Source organism: Kingella kingae ATCC 23330 (genome assembly GCF_900111845.1).
GTDB classification, from domain to species: Bacteria; Pseudomonadota; Gammaproteobacteria; order Burkholderiales; family Neisseriaceae; genus Kingella; species Kingella kingae.
The window spans coordinates 84,210-100,359 of the sequence record NZ_FOJK01000033.1; the positions used below are offsets into that span (position 1 = coordinate 84,210).

Here is a 16,150-nt window from a genome sequence, read left to right on the forward strand (position 1 = left end):
ATGGCGATTGTACACAAGTTTTAAGCAGCCTGCAAAACAATCCTTTATAATACGCGCTTTTATTTTGTATAGAAGTGCAGGCTGCTTGGATATGTATGACGTAAACACCCACGATGTTCGCCAATTTTTTGCCCATGTGTGGCGATTGCGTTTCGCGCCCGTGCAACTGGACGCGCTGCAAACCAAAGCCTTACGCATTTTGCAAGCGCACACCGAATACGCGCCCATTTTGGACAATATTGAGCAATATTTGGACTACGAATGGACACCCGATAAAGGCGAAAGCAACCCATTTTTGCATTTGTCTATGCACTTATCGATTCAAGAGCAAGTGGCGATTGACCAGCCGTTTGGCATACGCGACATTCACGCGCAACTGTGCGCCAAATACAATGACGATTGGGTTCGCGCCGAACACGATATGATGGAAGCCTTGGCAGAAACGCTGTGGGAAGCGCAACGCTTTGGGCGTGGACTAGATGTTAATAACTATATAACCAAATTACGAAAACTGGTTAATTTGGGGCAGGAAGACAATGCGCGAATCAATCCGCACGAAGTTCCTTTGTCCGACAAAATTAGCTGGCGAAAATAAGGCAGCCTGCACATGATTTACCCTTGGCATCAAACCGCTTGGCAACAACTGACCGAGCATTGGCAGCAGCTACATCACGCATGGTTGCTGGTTGGCAAAGAAAGCACAGGCAAGAGCGCATTTGCCACGCATTTTGCCCAAGCCTTGTTGTGCGAGCAGCCACAATCCAATCACGAAGCGTGTGGGCAATGTCCATCGTGTCATTTGTTTACCCAACACGCGCACCCCGATTTTTATTCGCTCACGCCCGAACAGCCCGATAGCAGCGAAACAGGCAATGCGCGTAAATTGCAACAAATCAAAATCGATGCCGTTCGCGCGATTTTAGAGCCTTTAACGCAGACTTCGGTGCGTGGCGGACGGCGTGTGGTGCTGATTTATCCTGCCGAAAGCATGAATGTGCAGGCTGCCAATGCTTTGCTCAAAATGCTGGAAGAGCCGCCCGAAGCTGTGGTTTTTTTGCTGGTGTCGCACAACCGCGACCGCTTGTTGCCCACCATCAAAAGCCGTTGTCGCGCTTTGACCTTGCCTGCGCCATCGCCCGAACAAGCCTTGCACTATTGGCGCGACCAGCAGCCCGAGCACGCAGAACAAGCCGAGCAGCTACTGGCATTTCACAGCCACGCGCCGTTGTTTGAACACAATCCCGAGCAAGATGATTTGCGCGAGCGTTTGTTGGCGATTTTGGCAGAACCGCGTTTGCTGGCGATTTTGGATTACGCAGCAGAATTTGATAAACAAAAATTACCGTTGGCGGTGCTGTTGGATTGGCTACATAAATGGTTGATTGATATGTCTTTGGCAACGCAATCTATGCCACCGTTGTACTATCCGCACCACGCAAGCAGCCTGCAACGTATGGCGCAAAAAACCAATCCTGCCACACTTTTTGCGTTGATTGCCCAGCTAAATCGCTTGCACCCTTACGGACATCACAGTCTCAATGTTAAAATGCAAGCCGAAAATTTATTGGGCGAATATTTGTTGATGCTGACTGCGAAGTCTAAATAAACAAAAGCAGCCTGCATTTTTTATTTATTTGTTGTTTTGAAGGAATTATTATGAGTTCTCCTGCTCCGCAAGCCACACCTGCCGCCGCCCCAGCTAGCGCACCAGGTCGTATGTTGCAACTACGCTTGGAAAGTAAACCGATTATTTACATGAGCTATATGTCGTTTTTGGAATACGGCGGCGTGTTTTTGCCGTCTAACGACAAATTCACAATGGGCGAAGAAGTGTTGTTGGTATTGGAATTGGTTGGCCCTGCGCGTACCGATAAATTGTTCATCAAATCCAATGTATGCTGGATTAACGCCAATCCCAGCGCGAGCGGTCGCCCCAAAGGCATCGGCTTGGCATTTAGTTCGGACGATTCGGGCGTAAAAGCCAAAGCCTTGTTTGAAGCGATTTTGTCGGGCTTGCTGGCAAACGAACGCGCTACTTATACGCTGTAAACTATTTTGCAACCACAAAGCAGCCTGCACTTTTTGCTGGATTCAAAGTGCAGGCTGAACCCTTTGCAAAGCCCCAGATTTGAGTGCAGTTCAAAGTGATAGCATCGTATAACGCGCAGGCAATATTGAAATATTGTCAAGCATTAGAGAAGCGCATCACGAAGAAATGCACCAAAGATGGTTTTGCAAAGGGTTCAGGGCTGCTTTTTAAATCATACATAACATCATGTTTTTAATAGACTCCCATTGCCACATCAATTTTGAAGGACTTGCCAACCGCCTGCCCGAAGTGTTCGCCAACATGACCGCCAACCAAGTACGCCAAGCCCTTGCCATTAGCGTGAGCCGCAACACCTTTGACGAAGTGTTTGCCCTAGCCCAAGCGCACGAACACATTTATGCCAGCGTGGGCGTTCACCCCGATAGCGAAACCGCTGCCGAGTTCTCCGAAAACGAATTGGTGCAACACGCGCAACACCCCAAAGTGGTCGGCATTGGCGAAACAGGTTTGGATTACCATTGGTGCGAGGGCGATTTGGCGTGGCAGCACAACCGTTTTATCACACACATTCGCGCCGCCAAACGCGCCCAAGTACCGTTGATTGTGCATACACGCGATGCCGCTGCCGACACACTCCGCCTGTTGCGCGAACAACAAGCCGAAAAAATACTAATCCATTGTTTTACCGAAGATACCGATTTTGCCAAAGCGGTGCTGGACATGGGCGGCTATATTTCTTTTTCGGGCATACTCACGTTCAAAAACGCCAAAGCCATTCAAGCCGCCGCGCAATATTGTCCGCTAGACCGCATTTTGGTGGAAACCGATGCACCATTTTTAGCCCCAGCCCCACATCGCGGCAAACCTAATGAGCCTGCTTATGTGCGCCACACCGCCGAATTTTTGGCACAACTGCGTGGCGATTCGCTAGAAAACATCGCCGCCACAACCAGCGCGAATTTTTATCGTTTGTTTGATAAAGTGAAGCCGTTGCAGGCTGCTTAATGTAGTATAGTGGATTAAATTTCGATTAGGACAAGGCGACAACGACCGCCGTGTACAACTAGTACATAAGGGAGTTGGTAACGCTGTACTAATCTAAATTTAATTCACTATAAATTAAATCCGCCATATAAAAAGCAGCCTGCACTTTAAATCAACAAAAGTGCAGGCTGCTTTTTTGGGTTTTTATCGTTTCTCTTTGCTTTGGCACGAACTGCACACACCATACATATACAATGCGTGGTCCACAATGCGGAAACCGTTTTCTTGGGCAATTTTGTCTTGCAATTTTTCGATTTCTTCGTTGTGGAATTCGGTTACAGAGCCGCATTTGACGCACACAATGTGGTCGTGATGTCCACCCTGATTTAATTCGTACACCGCTTTGCCTGTTTCAAAATGGTGGCGCAACAAAATGCCTGCTTGTTCAAATTGAGTCAAAACGCGATAAATGGTTGCCACGCCAATTTCAATGCCTTCGTCCAGCAAAATACGATAAACATCTTCCGCACTCAAATGTGCACCTGCGTGGGTTTCAAATAAATCCAAGATTTTTAGGCGCGGGCCTGTTACTTTTAAACCATTGTCTTTTAATTGTGAAATATTGTTCATATACAAATTCTTTCCTGTTGATTGAGATAGTGTTAGTAAGCGTATGAATTGCCGTATAATAGCATCTTTTATCCATTTGCCCAGTACTTTGATGATAAAAGTTTTCAATAAAACTATTTTGACAAGGGCGAGTGTGGTATCTTTCCAATTTATCTGATTTTTGAATGAAAGGTTGCAAACGTGAAACCCTTTGTTTTAGCTGTTGCTGCATTATTGGGCTTAAATGCCTGCACCCCGACTGTGGTAGAAAAACTGCCTTATTATAAATTGCCTGTGGTACAAGGCATTCCATTGGAAGCCGAAGCGGTGTTGGCGGTCAAAACAGGTATGTCACGCCAACAAGTTGCCATGGAAATTGGTATGCCGTTGCTGCGCCCGAGCTTCCGTCAAGACCGTTGGGATTATTTTTATCAAGTAACACGCGGCGGCAAAGTGAAAGAATCGCGCACTTTGGCGGTATTTTTTGATGCAAATGGCTTGGTGTCTCGCGTAGAAGGCGATGCTTTGGATTATGCACGTCAAGAAATCGCCAATAAACAACAAGGTACAGCACAATGAGTAACACAGTAAAAATCGCGATTGCAGGCGTAAACGGACGTATGGGCAAAGTGTTGGTGGAAGCGGTTTGCGCGAATCCCAATGCTACTTTGGTCGGCGCGTTGGAACGCGCTCAATCGGACGCATTGGGCTTGGACGCTGGTTACGCGATTGGCATCAAAACAGATGTAAACATCACGTCAGACTACGATGCGGCATTGAATCAAGCCGATGTGGTGATTGATTTTACGCGCCCAGACGCTTCGTTGCCGCTCATAGCAGCCTGCACGGCGCGTGGCATTAAAATGGTTATCGGCACAACGGGTTACGATGACGCAGGCAAAGCGGCGATTCAAAACGCGGCGCAGCAACACGGTATTGTGTTTGCCGCCAATTACAGCGTGGGCGTGAATTTAACGTTCCACATTTTGGACACCGTTGCGCGTGTGCTCAACGAAGGCTACGACATTGAAATTATTGAAGCGCACCATCGCCACAAGGTTGATGCGCCAAGCGGTACGGCGTTGCGTATGGGCGAAGTGATTGCCAATGCTTTGGGGCGTGATTTGAAAGAATGCGCGGTGTATGGACGCGAAGGACACACAGGCGCGCGCAACCCGAAAACGATTGGTTTTGCAACCGTTCGTGCAGGCGACGTGGTGGGCGACCACACGGCTTTGTTTGCGACCGATGGCGAACGCGTAGAAATCACACACAAAGCCAGCAGTCGCATGACGTTTGCCGCAGGTGCAGTTCGCGCGGCAGTGTGGTTGAGCGAGCGCGATACAGGCTTGTTTGATATGCAAGATGTGCTGGGCTTGAAGTAATACCAATCCATAAAAATAATCTAACCGCGTTGCCAACGCCCTTATGTGCTATTTGCATACGGCAGGCGTTGTCGCCTTGTTAGCTTACTTTTCTGGAATGGTATCCATAAAAAGTGCAGGCTGCTGTGATACAAAAAAGCAGCCTGCACTCAAAAAACGGAGTTAGGTATGAACACAGAAAGTCAACAAAATCTCGATACCGATAATACAGCAGAAACCGATTCAGCCGCGCAAACAGAAAAAGCAGCCTGCACCAGCAGCAAAATCCAAATATTGCGCGAAAACAGCATTTATTTGTTGCCCAACTCGTTCACGATTGCGGCGTTGTTTTGCGCGTTTTATGCGATTACCCAATCCATGCACGGACGCTTTGAAAGTGCCGCCATTTCGGTTTTTTATGCCATGATTTTGGACGGCATGGACGGACGTGTGGCACGTTTAACCAAAAGCCAAAGCGCGTTTGGCGAACAGCTAGACAGCTTGGCAGACATGGTCAGCTTTGGCGTTGCCCCTGCCCTGATTGTGTACAACTGGCATTTGTATCAATTTGGCAAACTGGGTTATTGCGTGGCGTTTGTGTATTGCGCGTGTGCCGCGTTGCGCCTTGCCTTGTTTAACACGCTCATTGGCAAAGTGGACAAAAAATGGTTTATCGGCATTCCCAGCCCAACTGCTGCCGCTTTAATCGCCAGCGTGGTGTGGCTAGATTATGGCTACAACGGCTTGTTTGACCACGCCAGCGTGTGGGTGATTTTGCTGACATTGTTTGCAGGCTTATCCATGGTCGCGCAAGTGAAATTTTGGAGCTTCAAAGAAATTCGCCCCAATTTAAAAGTGCCGTTTATGGGTATGATTGGCTTGCTGCTGTTTTTGATGCTGTTTGTGCTAGACCCAGCTTTGGTGTTGTTTGTATTCTTTTTTGTGTACAGCTTATCGGGCTATGTGGTTTGGTTGCGCCAAAAGTGGAAATGTTGTCAGGCGAAATAAATTGATTGTATTGAAAAGTGCAGGCTGCTTTGTAGCGGAAAAATCCGTTAAAAAGCAGCCTGCACTTTTTTATATGATTTGTAGTGGACTAAATTTAGATTAGGACAAGGCGACAACGACCGCCGTGTACAGCTAGTACATAAGGGAGTTGGCAACGCTGTACTAATCTAAATTTAATTCACTATATTTAACTACGCAGCCAACGCTGCAACAACATCAACGCCGACAAAACCCGCGCATCGCCCATTTCGCTTTGTCCAATCAAATCGTCCAAATCCGACAAGGGCAAACGCACGATTTGCAGCGGCTCTGGCTCATCACCCTGCAACACAGACGGATACAAATCCTGCGCGATAAAAACGTGCATCGGGCTATACATATGGCTGGGCGATGAATACAACTCGCGCACAAAGGTCAAATGGTTTGCGCCGTGTCCAATTTCTTCTTGCAATTCTCGGTTCGCGGCTTGCGCTGCCGTTTCGCCTGCATCAATCAAGCCTTTTACGCAAGTGAGTTCGTGGCGTTCCGTGCCAACGGCGTATTCCCGAATCATAATTAACTCATTATTTTCAATCGGCAAAACCATAACGGCAGGACGACGCGCAGGCGTTAGGCGTTCATAAGTGCGCTGTGTGCCATTGCTAAACCGCAAGTCCACCGATTGAATTTCAAACACGGCGGTTTGGGCAACGGTGCGAACCGCCAAAATTTCGGGGCGAATTTGGTCTGACTGCAAAATAGACATGATGTTTTCCTTGTGATGAAGATTAGCGGCGTTCCAACTGCTCAATGCGTTGGCGCAGTTGGCGCAATTCTTCGGTGCAGGCTGCTAATTCTTGTTGCAACGCTTGTTCGCGTGTGTTTTGCGTGCCGATTTGGCTGGCTTGGAACAGCAAGGCTTGTCCCACCACTTGTAACACATTGCCCCATTTGGACGCTTGGGCAAGCCATTTTTGTGCAACTTCATCGCCCAGTAAACGACGCAAATCGGCGTGTGGCGTGTAGCGCAACTGGCTACAACGCAACAAAATACCCATGCCGAGCGCCGCATCGCCTTCAATGGCTAAATCGCTGAAACTGGGCATTTTGCCTTGCACGATTTGACCAATGGCATCGGGGTGCAAAATCAAGCTGGCGTTGGGGTAGCGTCGCGTCGGGTCTAGCAAGCCGTGTTCGTTGAATCGCCCCACAATGTGCAGGCTGCCTGCGCGAACGGCAAGCACCAAGCCGTTGTAGCCCGATAATTCGTGGCAAACGCTTGGATTTTGTTGCAATAAGTGGTTGATTAAATTAAGGGATAGCATAGTATTGTGTTCTCTTTATGGCATCACAATCTGCGCGGCAATTTGGTTCAGCCCAGCATCTAGGCTACGCAACATCGCATCGTAACCATTGCCTTGCTGTGGCGTAACGGCGCGGACTGGGCGCATGCGTTGGTCGTGCCATTGCACGTAGCCGTTGATTTCGGTGTCGCCCATGTAGCTGCCTTGAAAGCGGTCTAGGTAAACCGTTAGCGTGTTTGGGTTGGCGTGATTCAAATCCGCTGGGCGAAAGTGCAGGCTGCTTTGTTGGCGATTGAGCTTGTTTGCCAGTGAAGTCGCCACGCTTTGATGCAGCGGACTTGCCCACAGATTCTGTTGCGCGATGTGCAGCGTGTTGGCATCGCTTTGATACAACAAACTGCTGCCGTTTAAGGGTTCGGACAGCACCACTTTGATGCTGACTACTTTTTGCGCGGCGGTTTGAGTGGGCAACAACAACGCGCTATCGGGCAGTTGATAATGCTGCGTGGGTGTGCTGGAACAAGCCGCCAGTACGGTTAAGCTGGCAAGATAAAGCCATGTTTTCATGTTATTTTCCTTGTGGCACAGGGTCGCGTCCGCTGTGGTTAAAAATCAACGCATTTGGTTTTTCGTTTAACGTGCGAATCAGCGGTTGCGCGTCTTGCAAGGTGCGGTTTAATTGGTTGAGCGTTTGCTGAATGTCTTGATACACGGGCGATTGGGGTGACACGCCTTGTAGCGTTTGACGCAATTCTTGCAAAGTGGCATTCAGTTCGGCTGGAATTTTTTGCGTGCTGTTTTGCGAAATCAATTTGTTTGCCGATGCCAAAGTCGCTTTGAGCTGTTGCAGGCTGCCATTGAGTTCGCCTACGGTTTTATCCAGTGGCAAGGCGTTGAATTTGGCTAACAAGCTGGATAACTGTGCTTGTAATTCGTCCAAACCGCCGCTGCTGGCGGTGGCAATAACGGTGTGTCCATCGTATTGCGTGTGCGGCTTCACGGTTTGCACGCTTGGGTTTTCTACCAATTCCACCATTTTGCTGCCTAAAATCAAATTGTTGCTTGCCAGCGTGGCGATTAAACCATGGTTCAAAGCAGCCTGCACTTGTTGTTGCCAATATTCACGACTTTGTGCGACATCGCCCTGCTCCATTAAATTTGGGTCAATGCGTAGGCGCACGGGAATCCAGCCGTTTTGCAATAATTTGTGGCTATCGCCGTCTTGAAAATACGGCACTTGCGCCACTGTGCCAATGCGAATGCCTTTGTATTCCACAGGTGCGCCCACGTCCAAGCCGCGAATCGATTGCTTGAAAAACGCCACATAATACAAAGTGCGTTCGCTAGGTTGGTTTTCAATTTCAGCGCGGCTGTTGTGAATGGTAAATTCTTGATTATTAGAAGCAGCCTGCACATTTTGTCCAACCGCTGCCGCAGGCGTGGTAAACGAAATCGCACCCGATAAAATGGCGGAAAGTGGTGCGCTATCAATTTTGACACCACCGCCGTCCAAACGCACATTCACTCCGCTATCTAACCAAAATTCGCTGTTGCTTTGAATCAACTTCTCGTTGGGGCTTTGTACAAAAATACTGTATTCCACGTTTTGTGTAGTTGGGTTGAATTTGGAGGATTCTACCGTACCAACAATATGATTTTCATACAAAACAGGGCTGCCTACGCCAATCATTTTGCTGTTGCGTCCAATCAGTTTTAGGCGCAAACCTTGTTGCCCCATTGCGGTAATGGGCGGCAATTCATCTACTTTAAACTCGCTGGCTTCTTCTTCGCTGCTACCTGGGGCAAACGAAATATACGAACCCGATAGCAATGTGCCTAATCCTGTTACACCGTTTTGGTCTATGCGCGGTTTAACCACCCAAAATTGCGTGTCTTTACGCATCATGTCGGCAACATCGCGGTCTAGCTGCGCGGTTACTTCCACGCCTTGTTGATTGGGGCGCAGGCGGATATGACTCACGCGCCCGACTTCTACATTCAACACGCGTACGGTGGTGGTGTTGATGGCGATGCCGTCTGCGTTGTCCATCAGAAGTTTGATTTCTGGGCCTTTGCTGTTGATTTGTTGCGTGAGTAACCAAATACCTGTTATGGCTGCCGCCACAGGAATCAGCCAAACGGTTGATGCCAGCGTGCGGCTGCCACGGACTTGGGCGGTGTGAGTGGGTTCTGGGGTGTGTTGGGTCATAATGGTTTTATGGGGGTAGTAGGTTGGGTCGCAACCCAACATGGGATTTAAATAATGCAGGCTGCTTTTTGTGTGGCTATATTGGGTCGATTTCTGTTTGTTTGGCTTGTTGTTTTTCGTGTTTATCCCACAGCAAGCGTACATCAAAAAAATGGGCGCACAGCATCGTCAAAATCACAACCAAACAAAAATAAATCGCAGCAGGGCCAGGCGTTACTCGCGCAATGTGGGTGTGAAAAGTTGTCATCATAATAATAATGACAAAAATGTCTATCATAGACCAACGCCCCACAGCTTCGGTTAGCCGATATTGCAGCGACAATGTGCCAATCGGGGCGAGCAGTTTGTATTTCGCGCTAAACAGCAAAATCGCCAGCGAGATGATTTTGAGCGTTGGCACGGCAATACTGGCAGAAAAAATAATCGCCGCAATCAGTTTATCGCCATCATTCCACATATAAATAATGCCACTCATGATGGTGCTGATTTCTTTTTCCATCGGGTTTTGCGAAATCATAATGGGCAACAAGTTGGCTGGCAGATACAAAATAATGGAAGCGAGCAAAAAGCAGCCTGCAACTTTAATGCTGTGTGGTCGGCGATTAAACAATTCGGAATCGCACACACCGCAGCGCGTTTCGCTTTTGGGGCGGAAATACAAACAGCGCGTGCAACAAATTTCATCGCTTGCAGCCTGCAATAAATCGCTGTGGCTATGGCGGCGAATTTGGTAATACACCCAATGACTTGGAATGGCAATGCTGGTACGCAATAGCAGCAATGTGAGTATCGGCATCAACCAAAACGCCATGCCAAATTCCACTTCGGCAACGGTGCGGATTTTAATGTACGCCACCAACATGGAGATGAAAAATACATCAACCATAATCCATTCGCGCAAACGCAATAGCAGGCGCGTGGTACGCAATAATATGGCTGGATAAACGCGGCGCAGTAGGCAAATGTACACAAAAATACACGCCAACAAAAACAGCACAGGCGAGCCAAATGTGAGCGCGAACATAACCAAACCCAAAAAGCCCCAGTTGTCGTGCAGCAGCGAGCCAATCATGTTGGGCAACGTGAGCGGCGAAAACATACCTGTCATCGAAATATTGGCAAATGGCAGATTATAGACCCAGCCCATCATCAATACAGCAGCAATGGCGCAAGCAAGCGGCATCAAAAAAGGCTCGGTTTCCACACGCACCAAATGATGATGACAACGTGGGCAACTGGCTTGCTGTCCTTGTCGCAGCTTGGGAATGTGGGTGCGTAAACCGCATTCGGGGCAGTCTAAAACGTGCGCGGGCAAAGTGGCAGAAGGCATATAGAGCTTCTGCCACCATTTTTGGGCGCGTTGTTGTAGCCGATAGTGGAGCGACATGAATCTGATCAATAAAAATTAAAGTCGTGATTATATAGCAAAGTGAAATCGCAATGGTACGGCATTGCCAACGCCCTTATGTACTAGGTGTACACAGCGGTCGTTGTCGCCTTGTACCATTTTTATTTCACTTTGCTAATCGCGATTGCTGCATCAGCATGCGATTTTGTCTGCCCAAAATGCAACCGCAATCTCTGGGCGCACTTTTCGAGCAAACCAGAAATCTTGTCGGCAAGCAGCCTGCACTTGGGCAAGCGTGAGAAAATCGGGGTGATTGGCGTGTCCTGCAAATTGAATGTAACGATGATTTTGGTTTACCCAGTGCAGGCTGCTTTGGTGTTGTTGCGCGATGTGCTGGAAAAAATGTTCATCGGGACACAATTTGCGTTCAAACTGCGACACCCTATCGCCTAAACTTTCGTTAAACAAAAGCTGCAACGCCACGCGGTCGGCAGAAAACCATTGGCTGCCGCTGTATGGCACGATTGAGCTGGGCAGAATTTTATCGGCAATTTGCGCGACTTTGGTCAGCAGCTTGCCTGCCAAACTGCGTTGCCAGTTGGAATCGGCGTGCGGCACGTTGAATCGCACACGATAACGCAATCGCAGCTCAACGTGGCAAGTCAAAAACAAGCAGCCTGCACCCGTTTGCTGCATGATGTTTGTCATGTGTTCGGGTGATTGAAGTGGCAGGCAATCGCCGCTAATCAAGTGAAAATACTGATTGCGCGAATCCGCCAAAGCAGCCTGCATCAATACCAGCGTGGCTTCAATCATGCTAAATCCGCCCCAATGAATGTTGATACGATTGTTCAGGATTTTGACGTTGGGCAATCCGCGCAGAAAATACAAATCGGCAAGCGGCGATTTGACATCGTAGTGCAGATAGAAACGCGCTTGCGGTTGCTGTGCGGCAAGCGTGGCAAGATGATAGGGCGGACGGTGGGCAAGCATTAAATAAGCGGTGGACATGGTGCAGGCTGCTTTTGTATCAAAACGCAGGCAATATACGCAAATTATGCGCGTTACTCAATCCCCAAAACGCGCTACAATATCGCCTGTTTTGACCGCAGCGCAATTAGTCGTATGGACTCGTCTTTATACCGCAAACCGCCCATTATCATCGCCCAGTTGCTGAGCCAATATCGCTATTGGCGCAGAAAATTGTTGCGTTTGTTGGATATAAAAGGGCGCAGCGCGTGGATTTATTCGCCCGATTGCCAAGCGCATTTTGCAGGCAGCCTGCACCCCGAAAGCCCCGAACGCACCAATGCCATTGCCCGCGCACTCAAAAATTCAGGTTTGTGGATATTGCTACAAAAAATTGAAGCCCCCGAAGTGTCGGACATTCAACTGGCTCGCGTGCATACGCGCCGTTATTTGAGTAGCCTAGAAAGCCAAGTCCCCCAAACAGGCAGCGTTAAAATCAACGAAGACACGTTTTTGAGCCGCGACAGTTTGCAGGCTGCTCGCAAAGCCGCAGGTGCAGCCGTTAAAGCAGTGGACTTGGTCATGACCAAGCAAGCCAAAAATGCGTTTTGTGCCGTGCGCCCACCAGGACATCATGCTCATGCCGACAAGGCTTCGGGCTTTTGTTTTATCAACAATATTGCCGTTGCCGCCATGCACGCGATTGCCGAATACCGCTTGGAGCGCGTTGCCATTTTGGATTTTGATTTACACCACGGCGATGGCACAGAAGACATTTTTCGCGATGACAACCGCGTGATGTTGCTCTCCACTTTTGAACACCCGTTGTACCCTTTTTGCGGCACAGAATACACAGGCAGCAACCCCAATATCGCCAACACACCGCTCAAAGCAGGCGATGGCAGCAACGCATTTCGCGATGCCGTGCGCCAAGTTTGGTTGCCCAAATTGGAGCAATTTCAACCGCAACTGATTTTATTATCGGCAGGATTTGACGCCCATCGCGATGACCCATTGGGGCATTTGAACCTGACCGAAGCCGATTTTGAATGGCTCACCAAAAAAGTGATGCTGCTTGCCAACCGTTATGCCAAAGGACGCATTGTGTCGGTGCTAGAAGGCGGCTATCAGTTGAGCAGCTTGGCAAGCAGTGCCAAAGCGCATATTGCGTGTTTGGTTAAGGCAAGTCCATTTTTTTAGTGCAGGCTGCTTTTGCACTTCATTTTTCTTTTCCCCAACTCTATTGAAAGACCATCATGACAGCACAAATCATCAACGGTAAACAAGTTTCAGAACAATGTATTGCGCGAGTTGCCGAACAAGTCGCTCAACGCAAAGCAGCAGGCTTGCGCGTACCAGGTTTAGCGGTGGTGTTGGTGGGCGATGACTCAGCCAGCGCGGTTTATGTTCGCAACAAACAATTAGCCTGCGACAAAGCCGCGCTCAAATCGTTTTCGCACATTTTGCCAGCCACAACCACCGAAGCCGAATTGCTAACGTTGATTGACGAATTGAACACCAATCTCGAAGTAGATGGTATTTTGGTACAACTGCCACTGCCCAAACACATCAACAGCCAAAACATTTTGGAGCGCATTAACCCACAAAAAGACGTGGACGGTTTCCACCCGTATAACATGGGACGTTTAGCACAAAAAATGCCCTTGTTGCGCCCCTGTACACCCAAAGGCGTGATGACTTTGTTATCTGAATACAAAATTGATATTAAAGGGAAAAAAGTGTGCATTGTGGGCGCGTCCAATATTGTTGGGCGACCACAAGCCTTGGAAATGTTGTTGGCAGGCGGCACGGTTACGGTGTGCCACAGTGCCACACAAAACTTGGCGCAAGAAGTGGCAGCCGCAGATATTGTGGTAGCCGCAGTAGGCAAACCCAATTTTGTGCAAGGCGAATGGATTAAAGCAGGCGCAGTAGTCATTGACGTGGGCATTAACCGCTTGGACAACGGCAAATTGTGCGGCGATGTGGCGTTTGACGCCGCTGCCGAACGTGCCAGCGCGATTACACCCGTACCAGGTGGCGTTGGCCCGATGACGATTGCTAGCTTGTTGGAAAATACCTTGCAAGCCGCGCAGTTGCGTGATTGATAGCGATGAATAGAGTGCAGCCTGCTTTTGTATAAAAATGCAGGCTGCTTTTTTAGGCTTCATTTTAGGCGTATGATAACTATTCCTTACATTTAAATCACAAAAACCAACATTTTTTAACCTTAAACTAGGGAGTATCAAAATGGGCGATTGGACTCAAACGCTAGGCGCAGGTTCGCTACTGGGCATTGCCGCAGGCGCGATTGCATTGATTTTGTTGTTGATTATTAAATTCCGCGTACACGCTTTGCTGACGCTGATTTTGGTCAGCTTAATAACCGCCATCGTAACAGGCGTGCCATTTGGTGCGATTGTGGGCGATGTGTTGCTTAAAAACTTTGGCGGCACATTGGGCAGCGTGGCGTTGCTGGTCGGCTTGGGCGCAATGCTCGGACGCTTGGTGGAAACATCGGGCGGCGCACAATCGCTGGCAGACGCAATGATTCGTATTTTTGGCGAAAAACGCGCACCATTCGCATTGGGCGTGGCATCGTTGCCGTTTGGCTTCCCGATGTTTTTTGATGCAGGTTTGGTGGTGATGTTGCCGATTGTGTTCGCCACCGCTCGCCGCATGAAATCCAACGTATTGGCATACGCGCTGCCGTCTATTGGCGCGTTTTCCGTAATGCACGTTTTCTTGCCACCGCACCCCGGCCCAATTGCCGCTGCCGAATTTTATGGCGCAAACTTAGGTTACATCTTGATGCTGGGCATTCCTGTCGCGCTATTAACTTGGCTAGTGAGCGGCTATTGGTGGGGCTTAACGTCCAACAAACTGTTCCCGATTCCCGTGCCAGATTTGGTATCAGGCGGCAAACAAGACGATGACCAACCACAAGCACCAGCCAGTGCAGGCTTGGTAGTCGCACTCATATTTATCCCTATGTTCTTGATTTTTATGAACACAAGTTTACACATGGCAAGCGCGAGCAACTGGGTTGATGGCAAAGCCAACTGGGTACAATTCTTACGCATGATGGGTTCAACCCCCATCGCCTTGTTGATTTCCGTGCTAGCAGCCATGTACTTTTTGGGCAGCAAACGCGGCATGAACGGCAGCGCACTAGAAAAAACACTGGACAGCACATTAGGCCCAGTTTGCTCCGTAATTTTGATTACAGGCGCAGGCGGTATGTTTGGTGGCGTGTTACGCGCATCAGGCATTGGTAAAGCCCTTGCCGACACCATGGGCGATTTAGGCGTACCCGTTTTGTTTGGCTGTTTCTTGGTTGCGCTGGTATTGCGCATCGCACAAGGTTCAGCAACCGTTGCCTTGACCACCGCCGCCTTGATGGCACCAGCCGTCGCCGCAGCAGGTTACAACGATTGGCAGCTAGCAGGCGTAGTGCTTGCCACTGCCGCAGGTTCGGTTGCCGCCAGCCACGTAAACGATTCAGGCTTCTGGCTAGTTGGTCGCCTGTTGAACATGGACGCCGCCACCACGCTCAAAACATGGACAGTCAATCAAACGCTCATTGCCGTGATTGGTTTTGTGCTGTCAGCGATTGCCGTAGCGATTTTGGGGTAAGACAAAAAGTGCAGGCTGCTTTTAATATTTGCAGATATATCAGAACATAGCGTATCGCCGCCATACCCACTCTGATTATGCTCTCCGAATCCAAGCAGCCTGCACAATCAACAAGGAAACCAACATGACCAAACATTACGTCATCATGGGCATTTGCGGTTGCGGTAAAACCACCGCCGCCCAAACCATCGAGCAACACCTAAACTGCGCCTATGCCGAAGGCGACGATTTTCACACCCAAGCCAACCGCGACAAAATGGGCGCAGGCATACCGCTCACCGATGAAGACCGCTTTCCATGGCTAGAAAACCTACGCGACTGGATGAGCGAGCAAGCCCAAAACGGCGCAACGCACACCGTTGTAACCTGTTCCGCGCTCAAAAAAATCTACCGCGACATTTTGCGTGGTGCACAAGGCGACGTGTATTTTGTCCACCTATCGCCGCCAGTTGAACTCAACCGCGAACGCATGGCAGCACGACAAGGACATTATATGAAAGCCAGCATGGTCGATTCACAACTGGCGATTTTAGAACCGCTGCAAAGCGATGAACTGGGCATTGTGATTGACAACGCGGGCTCGCCAGAAGATGTGGCGGTGGACATTCGCGCATGGCTTGATAGCGAACATTGATAAATGTAACAAAGCAGCCTGCACTTTTTGTTTATATTATAAAAGTGCAGGCTGCT

General features: G+C 49.1%; 18 protein-coding genes. 11 read left to right on the forward strand and 7 right to left on the reverse strand.

Going from position 1 to position 16,150, the window contains the following annotated elements:
* Positions 1-91: 91 nt before the first annotated feature.
* The 4 genes from BQ5809_RS07235 (at position 92) to BQ5809_RS07250 (ending at position 3,055) form a co-directional block, all read left to right on the forward strand.
* On the forward strand, positions 92-595 hold the full coding sequence (locus BQ5809_RS07235; RefSeq protein WP_003787595.1) for a DUF1841 family protein: 504 nt from the start codon (positions 92-94) through the stop codon (positions 593-595).
* 12 nt (positions 596-607) lie between these two features.
* Entirely contained in the window at positions 608-1,606 is a 999-nt protein-coding gene (holB, locus tag BQ5809_RS07240; RefSeq protein WP_003787593.1) for a DNA polymerase III subunit delta', read from the forward strand.
* A 50-nt stretch (positions 1,607-1,656) separates the two neighbouring features.
* Positions 1,657-2,049, forward strand: a complete 393-nt coding sequence (locus tag BQ5809_RS07245) for a PilZ domain-containing protein (RefSeq protein WP_003787592.1) — start codon at positions 1,657-1,659, stop codon at positions 2,047-2,049.
* A 226-nt stretch (positions 2,050-2,275) separates the two neighbouring features.
* Positions 2,276-3,055, forward strand: a complete 780-nt coding sequence (locus BQ5809_RS07250) for a TatD family hydrolase (RefSeq protein WP_003787590.1) — start codon at positions 2,276-2,278, stop codon at positions 3,053-3,055.
* 183 nt (positions 3,056-3,238) lie between these two features.
* Here the strand turns inward: BQ5809_RS07250 and fur are convergent, their stop codons facing one another.
* Positions 3,239-3,664 (reverse strand): ferric iron uptake transcriptional regulator, encoded by a 426-nt coding sequence (gene fur, locus BQ5809_RS07255; RefSeq protein WP_003791078.1) that lies wholly within the window; start codon positions 3,662-3,664, stop codon positions 3,239-3,241.
* Between the two features lie 180 nt (positions 3,665-3,844).
* Between fur and BQ5809_RS07260 the strand changes: the two genes are divergently transcribed.
* From BQ5809_RS07260 to pssA, 3 genes are all read left to right on the forward strand, one after another.
* Positions 3,845-4,222 (forward strand): outer membrane protein assembly factor BamE, encoded by a 378-nt coding sequence (locus BQ5809_RS07260; RefSeq protein ID WP_003787585.1) that lies wholly within the window; start codon positions 3,845-3,847, stop codon positions 4,220-4,222.
* Positions 4,219-5,028 carry a 4-hydroxy-tetrahydrodipicolinate reductase gene (gene dapB / locus BQ5809_RS07265; protein WP_003787583.1) on the forward strand — a complete coding sequence of 270 codons (810 nt, stop codon included), beginning with the start codon at positions 4,219-4,221 and terminating at the stop codon, positions 5,026-5,028. Before BQ5809_RS07260 ends, dapB begins: the two co-directional genes overlap by 4 nt.
* 168 nt (positions 5,029-5,196) lie before the next feature.
* Positions 5,197-6,015: a CDP-diacylglycerol--serine O-phosphatidyltransferase gene (gene pssA, locus BQ5809_RS07270; RefSeq protein WP_003787578.1), complete on the forward strand. Its 819-nt coding sequence runs from the start codon at positions 5,197-5,199 to the stop codon at positions 6,013-6,015.
* A 187-nt stretch (positions 6,016-6,202) separates the two neighbouring features.
* Here the strand turns inward: pssA and nudE are convergent, their stop codons facing one another.
* The 6 genes from nudE to BQ5809_RS07300 form a co-directional block, all read right to left on the reverse strand.
* The gene (gene nudE, locus BQ5809_RS07275) at positions 6,203-6,760 is read right to left on the reverse strand and encodes an ADP compounds hydrolase NudE (protein ID WP_003787577.1); all 558 of its coding nucleotides are present in this window, start codon (positions 6,758-6,760) and stop codon (positions 6,203-6,205) included.
* Between the two features lie 22 nt (positions 6,761-6,782).
* Complete coding sequence (locus tag BQ5809_RS07280; protein ID WP_003787574.1) at positions 6,783-7,319, reverse strand: hypothetical protein; 537 nt, start codon at positions 7,317-7,319, stop codon at positions 6,783-6,785.
* A 15-nt stretch (positions 7,320-7,334) separates the two neighbouring features.
* Positions 7,335-7,865, reverse strand: coding sequence for a PqiC family protein (locus tag BQ5809_RS07285; protein ID WP_003787572.1), 531 nt, complete (start codon positions 7,863-7,865; stop codon positions 7,335-7,337).
* A gap of 1 nt (position 7,866) precedes the next feature.
* Positions 7,867-9,507 (reverse strand): intermembrane transport protein PqiB, encoded by a 1,641-nt coding sequence (gene pqiB / locus BQ5809_RS07290; RefSeq protein WP_003787570.1) that lies wholly within the window; start codon positions 9,505-9,507, stop codon positions 7,867-7,869.
* 76 nt (positions 9,508-9,583) lie between these two features.
* On the reverse strand, positions 9,584-10,894 hold the full coding sequence (locus tag BQ5809_RS07295; protein ID WP_003787567.1) for a paraquat-inducible protein A: 1,311 nt from the start codon (positions 10,892-10,894) through the stop codon (positions 9,584-9,586).
* 153 nt (positions 10,895-11,047) lie between these two features.
* A complete protein-coding gene (locus tag BQ5809_RS07300) occupies positions 11,048-11,866 on the reverse strand; it encodes a beta-1,6-N-acetylglucosaminyltransferase (RefSeq protein ID WP_003787566.1) in 819 nt (272 codons plus the stop codon).
* A gap of 114 nt (positions 11,867-11,980) precedes the next feature.
* Here BQ5809_RS07300 and BQ5809_RS07305 point away from each other — a divergent pair, with 114 nt between their 5' ends.
* The 4 genes from BQ5809_RS07305 to BQ5809_RS07320 all read left to right on the forward strand — a co-directional run bounded on the left by BQ5809_RS07305 (position 11,981) and on the right by BQ5809_RS07320 (position 16,094).
* Positions 11,981-13,024, forward strand: a complete 1,044-nt coding sequence (locus BQ5809_RS07305; RefSeq protein WP_003787564.1) for a histone deacetylase family protein — start codon at positions 11,981-11,983, stop codon at positions 13,022-13,024.
* A gap of 56 nt (positions 13,025-13,080) precedes the next feature.
* The gene (folD, locus tag BQ5809_RS07310; RefSeq protein WP_003787562.1) at positions 13,081-13,932 is read left to right on the forward strand and encodes a bifunctional methylenetetrahydrofolate dehydrogenase/methenyltetrahydrofolate cyclohydrolase FolD; all 852 of its coding nucleotides are present in this window, start codon (positions 13,081-13,083) and stop codon (positions 13,930-13,932) included.
* Positions 13,933-14,074: 142 nt separating this feature from the next.
* Positions 14,075-15,460, forward strand: a complete 1,386-nt coding sequence (locus BQ5809_RS07315; protein ID WP_003787560.1) for a GntP family permease — start codon at positions 14,075-14,077, stop codon at positions 15,458-15,460.
* Between the two features lie 124 nt (positions 15,461-15,584).
* Positions 15,585-16,094, forward strand: a complete 510-nt coding sequence (locus tag BQ5809_RS07320; protein WP_003787558.1) for a gluconokinase — start codon at positions 15,585-15,587, stop codon at positions 16,092-16,094.
* Positions 16,095-16,150: the final 56 nt, after the last annotated feature.

Bases quoted from the DNA above. Each gene is read 5' to 3' on its own strand.
- BQ5809_RS07305 (WP_003787564.1), top strand. From the start codon at position 11,981: ATGGACTCGTCTTTATACCGCAAACCGCCCATTATCATCGCCCAGTTG.
- holB (WP_003787593.1), top strand. From the start codon at position 608: ATGATTTACCCTTGGCATCAAACCGCTTGGCAACAACTGACCGAGCAT.
- BQ5809_RS07315 (WP_003787560.1), top strand. From the start codon at position 14,075: ATGGGCGATTGGACTCAAACGCTAGGCGCAGGTTCGCTACTGGGCATT.
- BQ5809_RS07250 (WP_003787590.1), top strand. From the start codon at position 2,276: ATGTTTTTAATAGACTCCCATTGCCACATCAATTTTGAAGGACTTGCC.
- BQ5809_RS07300 (WP_003787566.1), bottom strand. From the start codon at position 11,866: ATGTCCACCGCTTATTTAATGCTTGCCCACCGTCCGCCCTATCATCTT.
- folD (WP_003787562.1), top strand. From the start codon at position 13,081: ATGACAGCACAAATCATCAACGGTAAACAAGTTTCAGAACAATGTATT.
- fur (WP_003791078.1), bottom strand. From the start codon at position 3,664: ATGAACAATATTTCACAATTAAAAGACAATGGTTTAAAAGTAACAGGC.
- BQ5809_RS07320 (WP_003787558.1), top strand. From the start codon at position 15,585: ATGACCAAACATTACGTCATCATGGGCATTTGCGGTTGCGGTAAAACC.
- pqiB (WP_003787570.1), bottom strand. From the start codon at position 9,507: ATGACCCAACACACCCCAGAACCCACTCACACCGCCCAAGTCCGTGGC.
- BQ5809_RS07245 (WP_003787592.1), top strand. From the start codon at position 1,657: ATGAGTTCTCCTGCTCCGCAAGCCACACCTGCCGCCGCCCCAGCTAGC.
- BQ5809_RS07235 (WP_003787595.1), top strand. From the start codon at position 92: ATGTATGACGTAAACACCCACGATGTTCGCCAATTTTTTGCCCATGTG.
- nudE (WP_003787577.1), bottom strand. From the start codon at position 6,760: ATGTCTATTTTGCAGTCAGACCAAATTCGCCCCGAAATTTTGGCGGTT.
- BQ5809_RS07285 (WP_003787572.1), bottom strand. From the start codon at position 7,865: ATGAAAACATGGCTTTATCTTGCCAGCTTAACCGTACTGGCGGCTTGT.
- BQ5809_RS07295 (WP_003787567.1), bottom strand. From the start codon at position 10,894: ATGTCGCTCCACTATCGGCTACAACAACGCGCCCAAAAATGGTGGCAG.
- dapB (WP_003787583.1), top strand. From the start codon at position 4,219: ATGAGTAACACAGTAAAAATCGCGATTGCAGGCGTAAACGGACGTATG.
- pssA (WP_003787578.1), top strand. From the start codon at position 5,197: ATGAACACAGAAAGTCAACAAAATCTCGATACCGATAATACAGCAGAA.
- BQ5809_RS07280 (WP_003787574.1), bottom strand. From the start codon at position 7,319: ATGCTATCCCTTAATTTAATCAACCACTTATTGCAACAAAATCCAAGC.